10 protein-coding genes are annotated in these 14,349 nt (G+C 75.4%); 4 read left to right on the top strand and 6 right to left on the bottom strand.

Translation table 11 applies throughout. The annotated features are described in order from the left end of the window. The first annotated feature begins 17 nt into the window (after positions 1–17). Together AC067J_RS36805 and AC067J_RS36800 are read left to right on the top strand one after the other, a co-directional pair. Positions 18–1,010: an ArsR/SmtB family transcription factor gene (locus AC067J_RS36805; protein WP_478306826.1), complete on the top strand. Its 993-nt coding sequence runs from the start codon at positions 18–20 to the stop codon at positions 1,008–1,010. Positions 1,011–1,310: 300 nt separating this feature from the next. Beyond that, positions 1,311–3,614, top strand: coding sequence for a glycosyl hydrolase family 18 protein (locus AC067J_RS36800; protein ID WP_478306824.1), 2,304 nt, complete (start codon positions 1,311–1,313; stop codon positions 3,612–3,614). Positions 3,615–3,813: 199 nt separating this feature from the next. Here AC067J_RS36800 and AC067J_RS36795 read toward each other — a convergent pair whose 3' ends face one another. Continuing rightward, a complete protein-coding gene (locus tag AC067J_RS36795; protein WP_478306965.1) occupies positions 3,814–5,031 on the bottom strand; it encodes a geranylgeranyl reductase family protein in 1,218 nt (405 codons plus the stop codon). A 418-nt stretch (positions 5,032–5,449) separates the two neighbouring features. On the opposite strand from AC067J_RS36795, the gene AC067J_RS36790 reads away from it, so the two are divergent. Beyond that, positions 5,450–6,814: a M20/M25/M40 family metallo-hydrolase gene (locus AC067J_RS36790; protein WP_478306822.1), complete on the top strand. Its 1,365-nt coding sequence runs from the start codon at positions 5,450–5,452 to the stop codon at positions 6,812–6,814. 189 nt (positions 6,815–7,003) lie between these two features. Here the strand turns inward: AC067J_RS36790 and AC067J_RS36785 are convergent, their stop codons facing one another. Both AC067J_RS36785 and AC067J_RS36780 read right to left on the bottom strand, forming a co-directional pair. After that, positions 7,004–7,810, bottom strand: a complete 807-nt coding sequence (locus tag AC067J_RS36785; protein WP_478306820.1) for a DUF4184 family protein — start codon at positions 7,808–7,810, stop codon at positions 7,004–7,006. A gap of 186 nt (positions 7,811–7,996) precedes the next feature. Beyond that, positions 7,997–9,064 (bottom strand): NUDIX hydrolase, encoded by a 1,068-nt coding sequence (locus AC067J_RS36780; protein WP_478306818.1) that lies wholly within the window; start codon positions 9,062–9,064, stop codon positions 7,997–7,999. 489 nt (positions 9,065–9,553) lie between these two features. Here AC067J_RS36780 and AC067J_RS36775 point away from each other — a divergent pair, with 489 nt between their 5' ends. Continuing rightward, positions 9,554–10,636, top strand: coding sequence for a PfkB family carbohydrate kinase (locus AC067J_RS36775; protein WP_478306816.1), 1,083 nt, complete (start codon positions 9,554–9,556; stop codon positions 10,634–10,636). Between the two features lie 111 nt (positions 10,637–10,747). Here the strand turns inward: AC067J_RS36775 and AC067J_RS36770 are convergent, their stop codons facing one another. The 3 genes from AC067J_RS36770 to AC067J_RS36760 all read right to left on the bottom strand — a co-directional run. After that, a complete protein-coding gene (locus AC067J_RS36770; RefSeq protein WP_478306814.1) occupies positions 10,748–11,668 on the bottom strand; it encodes a C40 family peptidase in 921 nt (306 codons plus the stop codon). 259 nt (positions 11,669–11,927) lie between these two features. Continuing rightward, positions 11,928–13,364: an acyl-CoA synthetase gene (locus AC067J_RS36765; protein WP_478306812.1), complete on the bottom strand. Its 1,437-nt coding sequence runs from the start codon at positions 13,362–13,364 to the stop codon at positions 11,928–11,930. Between the two features lie 263 nt (positions 13,365–13,627). Next, the coding region (locus AC067J_RS36760) for an electron transfer flavoprotein subunit alpha/FixB family protein (RefSeq protein WP_478306810.1) at positions 13,628–14,349 on the bottom strand (722 nt) is incomplete at its 5' end.

The following is a 14,349-nucleotide window of genomic DNA, read 5'->3' as shown; positions in this document are numbered from 1 at the left end:
TGGCGACGGGGGGCGGCGTGCACCGGTTCAGACTCGGCCTGGCCGACCTGGCGACCACCTCGTTCGCCTGCTCGCCGATCCAGGAGGCGGCGCTCAGCCTGCGGATGTGGACCCACCCCGGCGTCTACGCGCTCCAGTCCCCCTCCTTCGAGCGGGTCCGGCCCTCGTTCGAGCGGCTGGACTCCTCGCTGCTCCGCTCCCTGGTCTCCTCCAACCGCTGGGTCCCGGACTTCCTGACACCGCGCCCGGCCACCCCCTCCCCCGACTTCCGCACCGAGCTGGCCACCGTCCGGGCGCTGCCGCCCGAGCAGTTGCGTCCGGAGCTGGAGCAGACCTTCCTGCTGGACCACCGCCCGTTGCCCGCCGTCCTGGCGGCCGGGCTGGCCGATCCGGCCCGACTGCTGGCCAGGATCGCCGACGCGCTGGAGGAGTACTGGGAGCGCTGCCTGGCACCGGCCTGGTGGCCGCAGGCCCGTGCGGTGCTGGAGGCGGACCTGGTCTACCGGGCCAGGGTGCTGGCCCAGCAGGGGGCGGCGGCGCTCTTCGTCGACCTCGACCGGCGCCTGCACTGGGCGGACGGCGTGCTCTCGATCAACCGGAACTGGTCGGACTGCGACGACGAGATCACGGTGGACGGCCGCGGGCTGGTCCTGGTGCCGACGTTCTTCGCCCGGGGCGCGATCACGATGATCAGCAACACCCGCGCACCGCACATCAGTTACCCGGCCCGCGGCCAGGCCGGCATGGCCGGTCCCCGGCCGCCGGCCACCCCGCGCGCGCTGGAGCAACTGCTCGGCGCGCCGAAGTCGCGGCTGCTGGCGCTGCTCGCCGAGCCGGCCACCACCACCGACCTCGCCTACCGGCTGGGCGTGACCGCGGGCGCGGTGAGCCAGCACCTGGCCGTCCTGCACGCGACCGGCCTGGTGAGCCGGGCCCGGCACGGCCGCTCGGTGCTGTACGCCCGCAGTCCGCTCGGCGACGAGCTGGTCGGCGGCCCGCGCCGCGCCTGAGGCGCGCCCGGGAGCCGGCCCGGTAACCACTACTCCAACTCCCCACTGGTACAGACCTGTTGACGCATTGGTCCAGTCCTCCTACAGTTCCCATGCCCCGTCTCCCCACAAGCGCGGGCACCGATCGGCCACGCACCACCCGCACCGACAGGCGCCGACGCGCGCCGACACGCGCCGATCCGGCACCACACCGCACCACCGTCCGGCATCACCGCACCACCCAGCACCACCCAGCACCGCCCCGCACCACCCGTACGGTTCTACGTCACCCTGTCCAACCCCCACGTCACAGGGAGAACCATGTCCGCTCGACCCCGGGCGCACCGCCCGCGAGCGCGCCACAGACTGCTGGCGCTGCTGTCCGTCCTGCTCCTCCCGCTGGCCGCGATCACCGCGCTGGCCACGCCGGCCAACGCCGCCGGGAAGCTCACCGCCACCTTCACCACCGAGAACAACGGCTCGTGGTGGAAGGGCACTTACATCGTCCGCAACGACAACGCCGCCGCCGTCTCCGGCTGGACCCTGGAGTTCGACCTCCCGGCCGGCGTGACCATCCAGAACAGCTACAACGGCACCGCGACGGCCAACGGCCGCCACGTCACCGCCACCAACGCGTTCTACAACGCCAACGTGCCCGCGCACGGCACCACCGAGCCGTACAGCTTCTGGTTCGTCGCCAACGGGCCGGTCGGCACCCCGACCGGCTGCCGGATCAACGGCGACAAGTGCGACGGGAGTTCGGACGTCCTGCCGTCCGCGCCCGGCACGCCGGTGGTGACCGACTCGACCGCGCACAGCCTCGCACTGAAGTGGCCCGCCGCCACCGGCGGGGACTTCGCGGTCGCGTCCTACGAGGTGCTGAGCGGCACCACCGTGCTCGCCACCAGCGCCACCGCCGACGCGCTGGTCACCGGGCTGACCCCGGCCACCAGCTACACCCTGACCGTCCGGGCCAAGGACACCCGCGGCAACACCGGCCCGCTCAGCGCCCCGGTCACCGCCTCCACCTTCGACCCGGCCACCGACCCGACGCCGCCCACCGCACCGACCAACCTCCGTACCACCGCGGTGGGTTCGAGCGAGGTGACGCTCGCCTGGAACGCCGCCACCGACAACCTCCGGGTCGCCGCTTACGACGTCTACCAGGGCGCCGCCCTGGTCCGCACGGTGACCGGTTCCACGCTGAGCGCCACCGTCACCGGCCTCTCCCCGTCCACGGCCTACACGTTCACGGTGAAGGCCCGCGACGGCGCGGACAACGCCTCGCCCGCCTCGGCGCCGCTCTCCGTCACCACCTCCGACCTGGTGGGCGCCGGGAAGTACGCCCGGGTCGGCTACTTCACCCAGTGGGGCATCTACGGCCGCCAGTACTTCGTCAAGAACCTCGACACCTCGGGCAGCGCGGCCAAGCTCGACGTCATCAACTACGCCTTCGAGAACATCGATCCGGTCAACCTGACCTGCATGGCCGGGGTCACCAGGGGCACCACCGCCAACCCGCAGGACCCGGACCAGGGCACCGGCGCGGGCGACGCGGACGCCGACTACGCCCGCCCGATGAGCGCCGCCCAGTCGGTGGACGGGGTGGCCGACGACGGCTGGGGCAAACTGCGCGGCAACTTCAACCAGTTGAAGAAGCTCAAGGCCAAGTACCCGCACCTGAAGATCGTCGTCTCGCTCGGCGGCTGGACGTACTCCAAGTACTTCTCCGACGCGGCCGCCACCGAGGCCTCCCGGCAGAAGTTCGTCAAGTCCTGCGTCGACGTGTGGATCAAGGGCAACCTGCCGCTCTACAACGGCGCCGGCGGCGACGGCGTGGCGGCCGGGATCTTCGACGGCATCGACCTCGACTGGGAGTGGCCCGGGTCCCCCGACGGCCACGCGGGCAACCACTACAACGCCAACGACAAGAACAACCTGACGCAGCTGCTCGCCGAGTTCCGCAAGCAGCTCGACGCCCTCGGCGGCTCGCACAAGCTGCTGACCGCCTTCACACCGGCCGACCCGGTCAAGATCGACCAGGGCTGGGACCTCTCGAAGATCTTCAACTACCTGGACATCGCCAACGTCCAGGGCTACGACTTCCACGGCGCCGGCAGCGACAACTCGTGGGAGCCCAACCGCACCGGCCACCAGGGCAACCTCTACCAGGACGCCCAGGACCCGTACCCGAACCACTTCAGCGTGGACGCGGCGCTGAAGCCCTACCTCGACGCCGGGGTCAACCCGCGCAAGCTCACCATCGGCCTCGCCTTCTACGGACGCGGCTGGCAGGGCGTGGCCGACGGCGGCGTGAAGGGCGAGTGGCAGAGCGCGACCGGCGCCGCCCCGGGCCAGTTCGCGGAGGAGGCCGGCACCCGCGGGTACAACAACCTCATCACCACCTTCCCCAACCTCTCCGTCCACCACGACGAACAGTCCGTCGCGACCTACGGGTACACCGGCGCGGGCGGGCAGTGGTGGACCTTCGACGACGCCTGGTCCATCGGCAAGAAGACGGCCTACCTGAAGTCGAAGGGCCTGCTCGGCGCGATGATCTGGGAGATGACCGGCGACACCCCGGGTGGAACGCTCATCACGGCGATCGACAACGGGCTCAAGTAGCACCGCCGGTCACCACCGCATGACCGACGCTCCGTCAGGGACGGTCCGGTTCCTGACGGAGCGTCCCTGACGGAGCGTCCCCGACGCGGCACTCCTCGACGGGGCACTCCCCGACGGCGCCCCGGCCCGCCGGCCCCCGACCCCCGGCACGAGGGCCGTGCCGAGGCCCGTGCCGAGGCCCGCCGCACCGCACCCGTCCTCAGCGCGAGGCCAGCGCCGCCAGCCGTCGCGCCGCCCGGTACTGCCGCAGCACCTGGGCGAAGGTGGTGTGCCCCTGCGTGGTCCGGGCGAACGCCCGCCACGCGGGGTCGACCAGGCAGACCGCCGCGTGGAACAGGTACGGCCTGCGCTCGAACGCGGTCAGCATCTGCTTTCCGGCCCGCATCTCCACCCCCAGCCCCGCCTTGATCGCGAAGGCGTAGTTCAGCGCCTCGCGCCGCACCTCGCCCGCGGTGCCCGCCTCGGCCACCTTCACCGCCCACTCGCCGGCCAGCCGACCCGAGCGCAGGGCGTACGAGATGCCCTCGCGGGTCCACGGCTCCAGCAGTCCGGCCGCGTCGCCGGCCACCAGGACCCGGCCGCGCGAGAGCGGCGAGTCCTCGGCCCGGCAGCGGGTCAGGTGCCCGGACTCCACGCTCGGCGGGAAGCCGGCCAGCCCCAGCCGGCGGATGTAGTCGGCCAGGTACTGCTTGGTCCGCTCGCCGTCGCCGCGCGCCGAGATCACCCCGACGGTCAGGCTGCTGGACTCGGTCTTCGGGAACACCCAGCCGTAACTGCCCGGCAGCGGGCCCCAGTCGAGGTGGATCCGGCCCGCCCAGTCGGCCGCGACCGACGCCGGGACGGGGATCTCCGCCTCCAGGCCCAGGTCGATCTGGTCGAAGGAGACGCCGACGTGCCGGCCGATCCGGCTGGCGCTGCCGTCCGCGCCGACCACCGCGCGCGCCTCGAAGCTCCGCCCGTCGGCCGCGGTGACCAGCGCCGTCCGGTGCTCGCCGCCACGCTGCTCCACCCCGGTGACGGTCACTCCGGTGACCAGCACCGCCCCGGCCTGCTTGGCCGCCTGCACCAGGCGCAGGTCGAACTCGTCCCGGTTGACCAGCCCGAACAGCATCCGCTTCGAGCGCCGGGTGCGGGTGAACCGGCCGCGGTACGCGAAGGTGACGGCGTGCACCCGGTCCTGGAGCGGGAGCTTGAAGTCCGGCGGGAGGCTGTCCCGGGAGGGGCCGATGATGCCGCCGCCGCAGGTCTTGTACCGGGGGTGCTCGGCCTTGTCGAGCAGCAGCACCCGCCGGCCCTGCGCGGCGGCGGCGTACGCGGCCGAGGCGCCGGCCGGACCGGCACCGACCACGACGACGTCCCAGACGCCGTCCAGCCGCCCGGGCCCGTCGGCCACGGCGTCGGCCGCCACGTCGGTCACCTCGTCGGTCACCTCGCGGGTCACCTCGTCGGTCACGGCGTCAGCCGCGGCATCGGCCACGCCATCGGCCACCGTTCCGGCATCGGAATCGGCGTCGAGCGGGCCGCGCGCGACCTGCGGGCCACCGGCATCGTGCGGGCTACGAGAATCAGGGCTTCCGGAGTCAGTCACGGGCAGCAATCCTAATGCGGCCGACCCCGCCGGCGTCGGCCGCACCGCACCGAACGCCCGGCCGAATCCCCCGCCCGCACCGCTCGGCGGCGCCCGGGCGGCCCCGTACCCACCGGCCCCCGGTGCCGTACCGGGCCGCCCCCACGCACCGGACCGTTCGTGTCCGCCTATGATCGGCGCTACCCCCCGTCAACGCCGTTCGCCCGCACCACCCCTCGGACGGACCAGCCCCACCCGGAGCATCCCGATGCCTCAGCAGCCCCTGGCCGACGCCGTCCGGTCCCTGATGGACCGCGCCCGCACCGACCTCGCCGAGCTGGTCGCCTTCCCCTCCGTCGCCGACCCGCGCCAGTTCCCGGTCGAGGAGTGCGAGAAGGCCGCCCGCTGGGTCGCCGCGGCCTTCGAGGCCGAGGGCCTGACCGGCGTCCGGCTGCTGGACACCCCCGACGGCACCCAGTCCGTCTACGCCGAACTGCCCGGCCCGGAGGGCGCGCCGACCGTCCTGCTCTACTCGCACTACGACGTCCAGCCGCCGCTCGACGAGAACGCCTGGCTCAGCCCGGCGTTCGAGCTGACCGAGCGTGACGGCCGCTGGTACGGGCGCGGCGCGGCCGACTGCAAGGGCAACATCCTGATGCACCTGACGGCCCTTCGGGCCCTGCGCCAGGTGGACGGCGGGTACCCCGTCGGGCTGAAGATCATCGTCGAGGGCTCGGAGGAGCAGGGCACCGGCGGCCTGGAGCGCTACGCCGAGGCCCACCCCGACCTGCTCACCGCCGACGCCATCGTGATCGGCGACACCGGCAACTTCGCCCCCGGCCTGCCCACCGTCACCGCCTCGCTGCGCGGCATGACCGTGGTCGACGTCTCGGTCCGCACCCTGGCCGGCAACCTGCACTCCGGCGCGTTCGGCGGCGCCGCCCCGGACGCGCTGCAGGCCCTGGTCAAGGTGCTCGCCTCGCTGCACGACGAGCACGGCGACGTCGCGGTGGCCGGCCTGGCCGGCGGCCAGACCTGGACCGGCGTGCAGTACTCGGAGGAGCAGTTCCGCGCCGACGCCAAGGTGCTGGACGGCGTCGCGCTCACCGGGACCGGCACCGTCGCCGACCGGCTGTGGGCCCGCCCGTCGGTCACCGTCCTCGGCATCGACGCGCCGCCGGTGATCGGCGCGACCTCCTCCGTCCAGTCCTCCGCCAAGGCGTCCGTCAGCCTGCGCGTCCCGCCGGGCACCGACACGACCGCCGCCCAGGAGGCGCTGGTCGCCCACCTGGAGGCCCAGGTGCCGTTCGGTGCCCGGGTCACCGTCGAGCGCCAGGGCAACGGCGCGCCGTTCAGCGCCGACACCTCCGGCCCGGCGTACGAGGCGATGGGCGCGGCGATGGCCGAGGCCTTCGGCACCCCGATGGTGGCCTCCGGCGAGGGCGGTTCCATCCCGCTCTGCAACACCCTGCGCACGCTCTACCCGGAGGCGGAGATCGTGCTGATCGGCGTCGAGGAGCCGACCACCCAGATCCACGCGGTCAACGAGAGCGTCGACCCGCTGGAGCTGGAGCGGATGGCTCTCACCGAGGCCCTCTTCCTGCGCCGCTACGCCGAGCTGCGCTCCGCCTGACACCGGATCGGCGTCGCCCGCCGGCGGGCGGCGCCGATCCACCGCCACTCGACCACCACCGGCCGCGCTGTCCCCGGGACGGCGCGGCCGGGCCGTCCGGGCCGGCCGAACGTCTCGCGCGCCGCCGTGCGGCCCCGTCCGCGCGCTCCCGTGCCGACCCGCGCGCGGGCCCGCACCACCCGTGCGGCACTACCCGCGCGCCGCCCGCACCGCCGGCCCCGCCGAGGCCGCGGCCCGAAGCAGCGCGTACCCCACCGCTCCCACGGCCAGCCCGGCCCCCGCCCCGAAGCACACCTCCGGGATCAGCCGGCGGCGCAGCGGCACGAGCCGGTGCACCACCCCGGCCGCCGTCGCCGCGCCCAGCCCCGCGGCAGCGGAGCGCCGCGCCCGGTCGGTCAGGACGACCGCCGGGCGGAGCGGTTCCACCGCCCGGGCCGCCCGCACCGCGTATCCCGCCACCGCGGCCAGTGCCGGCACCGAGGTGCCGTACTGGAGCACCGTGTACAGCGGCGGTCCGCCGGCCACGGGCCGCTCCAGGGCCGGCAGCAGCCGGGCGCCGAGCCGCCCCTCGTGGGTGAAGGCGTCCCAGCCGACGTGGCTCGCCGCGCCGAGCGCCGCCGAGGCCGCGAACCAGACCGCGTCGGCCCGGGCCGTGCCCCGGGGCGTCCCGCCCGCCCGGCGGCCCCGGCGGGCCGTCAGCGCCTCGGCCGCGCCCGCCCACCGCTCGGGGAGCAGCGCGACCAGCGGCCCGCGCAGCAGCCCGTGCCAGCCCGCCACCAGCGCGGCCGCGACCGCGACGTCCACGGTCGGCACCGCCCACCAGCGGTGGGTCAGCCGTCCCTGCCGGTACACGCCGGGCAGCAGCGACTCGGCGAAGAACGGCACGTCCGGCGCCAGCGAGCCGGCGACCAGCGCCGACGCGACCAGCGGCCCGCGCTCCCCGGCCGCACGCAGCAGGGGCAGCACGGCGGCCGGGTGACTCAGTGTGAAGGGCATGCCCTCATCCTGCCGCCGCCCGGTCGGCGACGCGCCGTCATCGGCTCGCGCCACCCCGGCCGCACCCTCACCTCACGCCCCGCGCCCCGCGCCCCGCGCCCGCCGACCGGCCACGGGCCACGGGTCAGCCACCGACCGGCCACCGGCCCACCTGGTGCACCCGGCACCCGGCACCCGGCGGAACGCTCACGCCGCGTCGGCAGCCCTGGCCAGCCCCACCCCGGCCCGGCGACCGGCTTCCAGGTACCGCAGTTCCCCGCAGCGCCTGGCGTCCAGCGCCGCCGCCAGCCGCCGGTACCGGCCCGGGGGGAGCAGCCCGGCGGCCTCCTCCAGGCTGACGAACCGCCAGCCCCTCAGCTCCTCCTGCTGCAGCCGCACCCCCTGCCGGGCGGTGGCGTCCAGCAGTCCGCCGTCGTAGACCAGGCGCAGCCCGCCCCGGCGCGGCCCGGTCCGGGGCTCCCAGTCGACGGCCAGCAGCCGCAGCGCGGACGGGTCGAGCCGCAGTCCGAGTTCCTCGGCGGTCTCCCGGAGGGCGGCGTCGGTCGGTGCCTCGCCGCGCTCGACCACGCCGCCGGGGAACTCCCAGTCCGGCTTGTACACCGGGTCGACGAGCAGGACCCGGTCCTGCTCGTCGAAGAGCAGGACGGCGGCGGCCACGGTGTCGCCGGTGGGGTCGGGCGTCTGCACGATCGGGCAGCGGGCCGACCCGTCGCGGACCAGCTGGGCGAGCCGTGCGGCGGTCTCGCGCGGGGTGAGGCCGGCGGTGTCGACGAGCCGGGCGTCCCGGCCGAGCCACCGGCGGGCGGCCCGGTAGCGCGGCAGATGGTCCAGGCACCACTGACGGATCCGCGCGCTGCGCTCCGGATCGTCCGGGCACTCCTCGCGTTGCGCTATGCGCTCGCGCAGGATCGTTTCTTCAGGATCGAGAACGAGGTGGTGCACCGTGATGCCGTTCGAGGCCAGCGCACCGAAGATCTCGTCCCGGTAGTCCTCCCGCAGCAGTGTCATCGGGACCACCAGCGGCCCGGCCACCTCGCCGAGCAGCGCGGCCGCCGTCTCGGGCACCAGTCGGCGCCAGGCCGGCAGGTCCTGGAAGTCCGACACCGCCGCCATCCGGTCGGCCGGCAGCATCGCGCGCAGCCCGAACCCGACCAGCTCGGGATCGAACAGCGTGCTGCCCGGCAGCAGTTCCACCAACTCGCGGCAGGCACTCGTCTTGCCCGCCCCGAACGTGCCATTGACCCAAACGATCACAAACGTCCCCTGCCCCTCGACCTCCCCCGGCGCCGTTCGCACCGGGCGGCGCCCCCGTCAGCCGAACCAGCGCCACCCGAGGTGGTACCCCCGCCGCGCCGGTCCCCATGCCTATCCGCCCGCCCTGCTCGCGACCGTCGGCCGCTCCGGTTGACGGAGGCATGTGCCCAGGCCAGCGGCCCTGCCGCCACGCCCGTACAACCCCCGACACGCCGGAGTGCACACCCCCGGCAACCGGCGTCCGACATCCTCGCACGCGCCCCCTCCACACCCCGCACGCCCCGCCCAAGGCGTACGCGAGACCGGCTCGGCCGCCGCCCCGCGCGCCTGCCGACCGCCGTCGCACGCCCACGTCGGACTCCCGCCGCCGACCCGCCCCGGCCCACGGCCCCGGCCCCGGCCCCGGCCCCATCAGAGGACGGCTCCGTCGGCTCCCCGGTTCCCCACCTGTCGTTTGCCTCCCGCCGCCCGACCGCCTAGAGATGAACGGTGACCGCACCCACCGCACCCACCGCACCCACCGCACCCACCGCACCCACCGCACCCGGCCGCGTCGTGGCCGTCGGCTCCGTCAACATCGACCGGATCCTCCGCTGCCCTTCCCTGCCCGCACCCGGAGAGACCGTCCTGGTGACCGACTCGGCGCAGGGCTTCGGCGGCAAGGGCGCCAACCAGGCCGTGGCCGCCGCCGCCATGGGAGCGCCCACCCACCTGGTGGCCAAGGTCGGGGCGGACGCCGACGGCCGCGCCGCCCTGGCCGACCTGCGGCGGGCGGGCGTCGGAACCGGCACCGTGCTGACCGACGCGCACGCACCCACCGGGCAGGCCGTGGTGATGGTCGACCCGTCCGGCGAGAACAGCATCCTGGTCGTCCCCGGCGCCAACGCCCGGCTCACCGGAGCGGAGGTGGCCGAGGCGCTCGCCGCGCTCGCCCTCACCGCCGCCGACACCGTGCTCACCAGCGGCGAGGTCCCCGAGGAGTGCGTCCTGGCGACCGCCTCCGCCCTCCCGCCCGGCCCCCGCTGGATCCACAACGCCGCCCCGGCCGGCCGCCTCCCCGACTGGACGGGCCCGGCCCGTCGGCGACCGCTGATCGTCGCCAACGCCGTCGAGGCCGCCCAGCTCACCGGCACCGGCACCGGCTCCCGGAGCCGCGGCGACGACGCGGCCTCCGGCCGGACCAACGACGCGACCACCGAACGGACGACCGACCGGGCCCGCGACGCGACCGCCCTCGCCCTGGCCGCCCTGGGCGAGGGCGCGGTGGTCACCCTCGGCGCGGCCGGGGCACTGGTCGCCGCCGACGGCACGGTCCACCGCGTCCCGGCCCCCGAGGTGACGGTCGTCGACACCACCGGCGCCGGCGACGTCTTCTGCGGCGCCCTGGCCGCCCGGCTCGCGCAGGGAGCGTCACTCCTCTCGGCCGCGGCCGCCGCCGCCCGGGCCGGCGCCTTCGCCGTCACCGCCCCCGGCGCCCGCGGCACCCTCCCCCGTCCGAACGGCCCGAACGACCCGAACGGCCCGAACGACCCGAACGACCCGAACGACCCGGACGGCCCCGGCCGCCCCTGACCACGGACCCGCCGCGGCCGCCCGCCCCCGCCCCCGGCACCCCGCCGCCGCGCCCCCGTACGACGGCGCCCGGACCGTCCGGCCCGGGCGCCGTCCGACCGCGGACCGGGCTCAGGGCCGGCCCATGTGGGTCGGGTAGTAGCCGCTGCTGATCCGGGAGACCCGGATCAGCGTGCCGGGCCGCGCCGCCTCCACGTACTGGTTGCCGCCCAGGTAGATCGCGACGTGGTGGATGCCCCGCGCGCTGCCGTCGTCCGACCAGAAGAGCAGGTCGCCGCGCTGCAGCTGGCTGGCCTTCACCGGCGTGGTGGCCGCGTACTGGTCGTTCGCGACGCGCGGCAGCTCGATGCCGCCGCGCCGGAAGGACTGCTGGACGAGGCCCGAGCAGTCGTAGCCGTCCGGCCCGTTCCCGGCCGTCTTGAACGGCTTGCCGAGCTGGGCGAGCGCGAACTGGACCGCCGTCTCGACGTCACCGTCCGCCGCCGGGACCGCCGAGTCGGCGGAGGACGGCGTCGAGGAGGCGGAACCCGAGGACGCGGAGTCGGACGACCCCCCGGTCCGCGCCAGGTACACGTCGTAGTGCGTCGTCCAGCGCCACTCGCCCTTGCTGTTCTTGAACCAGTACCGCGACCCGTCCCACCCCTGGGTGATCCCGCCGGACGGGACGGTCACCGTCGACGGGGACGCCGAGGCGGCTGTCCCGGACGACCCCCCGGTCCGCGCCAGGTACACGTCGTAGTGCGTCGTCCAGCGCCACTGGCCCTGGCTGTTCTTGAACCAGTACTTCGACCCGTCCCACCCCGCGTGGGCCGGCGCCGGCTCGGCGGCCGCGCTTCCCACGCCGGTGCCGAGGCCGACCACGCCGGTGCCGGCCACGATCACGGCCACCATGCCTATCCCCCGGCGGACCCGCCCCGCCCGGGAGGGACGGGAGGTCCGGACGGCCTGCGCCGGCTGGGGGGTGGTGGCGGCTGCGTGCTGCCCGGTCGGCTCGTCGGCGGCACCCGGTGCGCCGGTGTTGACGGTCGTCATCCTGCTGTCTTCCTTTGCTGAGCACTGAACGCGGAACGCGGATCGCGGAACGCTGGACGGAGGCGGGAACGGGTCCCCGGTCGACGCGCCTCGGCTTCCGGCCGTGCGACCGGAAGCCGAGGCGTGGAGCCCGGGATTCAGTTCTGCCTGCGTGTCACGTTAGGCACGCGTCCGCTCACCGTGCGCAGTGGAGTGCGCCAAAGGAAGGGCTCACGGAAGGTGAGCGGGCGTCACCCGGCGCCCGCCGGGTGACCGCCCGTCACCCGTGCGCCGACTCGGCGAGCAGCTGCTTCTTCAGCACCTTTCCCATGGCGTTCCTGGGCAGTTCGGGCACCAGCACGACCCGTCGGGGCCGCTTGTGCACCGAGAGCCGCTCCGCCACAAAGGCCGTCAGCTGTTCCCCCGTCACAGGACCGTCCGGGATGACGTACGCGACGACCGCCTGGCCGAGGTCCTCGTCCGGCGCGCCGACCACGGCCGCGTCGGCCACCGCGGGGTGGTCGCGCAGGGCCGCCTCGACCTCGCCGGCGCCGATCCGGTAGCCGCCGCTCTTGATCAGGTCCACCGAGGCGCGGCCGACGATCCGGTGGAAGCCGTCCGGGCCGATCACCGCGACGTCCCCGGTGCGGAACCAGCCGTCCGCCGTCCAGGCCTCGGCGTCGGCGTCCGGCCGGTTGAGGTACCCGCCGAACAGGGTCGGCCCGGCGACCTGCAGTTCGCCGACGCTCTCGCCGTCGGACGGGACGGGCTCGCCGTCGTCGCCGACCAGCCGGGTCCGCACACCGGTGAGCGGCAGGCCGACGCTGCCGGGGCGGCGTTCGCCGTCGGCGCGGGTGGAGACGGTGATCAGCGACTCCGTCATCCCGTACCGCTCGATCGGGGCGTGGCCGGTCAGCGCGGCCAGCCGTGCGAAGACCGGGACGGGCAGCGGGGCGCTGCCCGAGACCAGCAGGCGGGCCGAGGCGAGCCGCCCGGCCGCCTCCTGGTCGGCCGCGATCCGGGACCAGACCGTCGGCACGCCGAAGTAGAGGCTGCCCCCGGCGGCGGCGTAGGCGGCGGGGGTGGGGCGCCCGGTGTGCACCAGCCGGCTGCCGGTCCGCAGCGCGCCGAGCACGCCGAGCACCAGGCCGTGCACGTGGAAGAGCGGCAGGCCGTGCACGAGGGTGTCCCCGGCGGTCCACTGCCAGGCCTCGGCGAGCGCGTCGAGGTCGGCGGCGACGGCGGAGCGGTGGATCACCGCGCCCTTGGGCGCGCCGGTGGTGCCGGAGGTGTAGAGCACGAAGGCCGCCGCCCCCGGCGCGGGTTCGGCGTAGCCGGTGGAGGAGCGCTCGGCCAGGTCGACGGGGAGCGCCGTGACCGCCGGAGCGCCGGCCGGGTCGTCCTCCGGCGGCGTGTCCCCGGCGGCGTGCGCGAGCAGGACCGCGCCGGAGTCGCGCAGGATGTGCGCCCGCTCCTTGGGTCCGGAGTCGGGCGGCAGCGGGACGACCGGCACGCCGGCGAGCAGCCCGCCGACCACGGCGGCCACCGTCTCGGCGGTGGGCCTGGCGAGCACGGCGAGCGCGGGGGCGCCGGCCACCCGGTCGGCGACGGCGGCGGCCGCGCCGAGCAACTGTTCCCGGGAGAGTGCCCGTCCGTCGATCCGCAACGCGTCGCCGGAGTCCCCGAAACCGCCTTGAAGTGCCGTCAAGAGTGTCATGTGTCCGCCCTCGCCCCTGTCCGCGATCGGCCGCCCCGCCGCCGGCGGTCGCCGGCGCTCGTGCCGCCGACTCTACGGGCCCGCCGCGGCTCCCCGGGGCCGGGGAGCGCCGTGCCGCGCGGAATCCCGGCCGGGCCCGTGACCAGGCCGGGAGGCCGGGGCCGGGGCCGGTTCCGCAACCCCTGACCGACCCCGGGAGCGGGCAGGGGCGGACGTGCGAAGGGCGCGCCCGGGAGGTTCCCGGACGCGCCCCTGGCGGTGGATCAGCCCTTGCGGGACTTCACCTCGGCGGTGAGCTGCGGCAGCACCTCGAAGAGGTCGCCGACCACGCCGTAGTCGACCAGCTCGAAGATCGGGGCCTCGGGGTCCTTGTTGACGGCCACGATGGTCTTCGAGGTCTGCATGCCGGCCCGGTGCTGGATGGCGCCGGAGATGCCCGCCGCGATGTACAGCTGGGGCGAGACCTGCTTGCCGGTCTGGCCGACCTGGTTGCTGTGCGGGTACCAGCCGGCGTCGACGGCGGCACGCGAGGCGCCGACGGCCGCGCCCAGCGCGTCCGCGAGGTCCTCGACGACGCCGAAGCCCTCGGCGGCACCGACGCCGCGGCCGCCGGAGACCACGATCGCGGCCTCGGTCAGCTCGGGGCGGCCGGTGGAGACGCGCGGGGTGCGCGAGACGACCTTGGCGGCGTTGCCGGTGAACGCGACGGTGACGTCCTCGACGGTGCCCGCGGCCGGGGCGGCCTCGGGGGCGACGGCGTTCGGCTTGACGGTGATGACCGGGGCGCCCTGCGACACCTTGGACTTCACCTGGAAGGACGCGGCGAACACCGACTGGGTGGCGACCGGGCCGCCGTCGCCGGCCTCCAGGTCGACGGCGTCGGTGATGATGCCGGAGCCGAGGCGCAGCGCGACGCGGGCGGCGACCTCCTTGCCCTCGCCGGAGGAGGTGACGAGCACCGCGGCGGCCTCGGTGGCCTTGGCGA

This window comes from Kitasatospora sp. NPDC042419, from assembly GCF_056437345.1.
The sequence above is the reverse complement of the archived record's forward strand: the minus strand, read 5'-3'. Positions and strand labels throughout refer to the sequence as shown.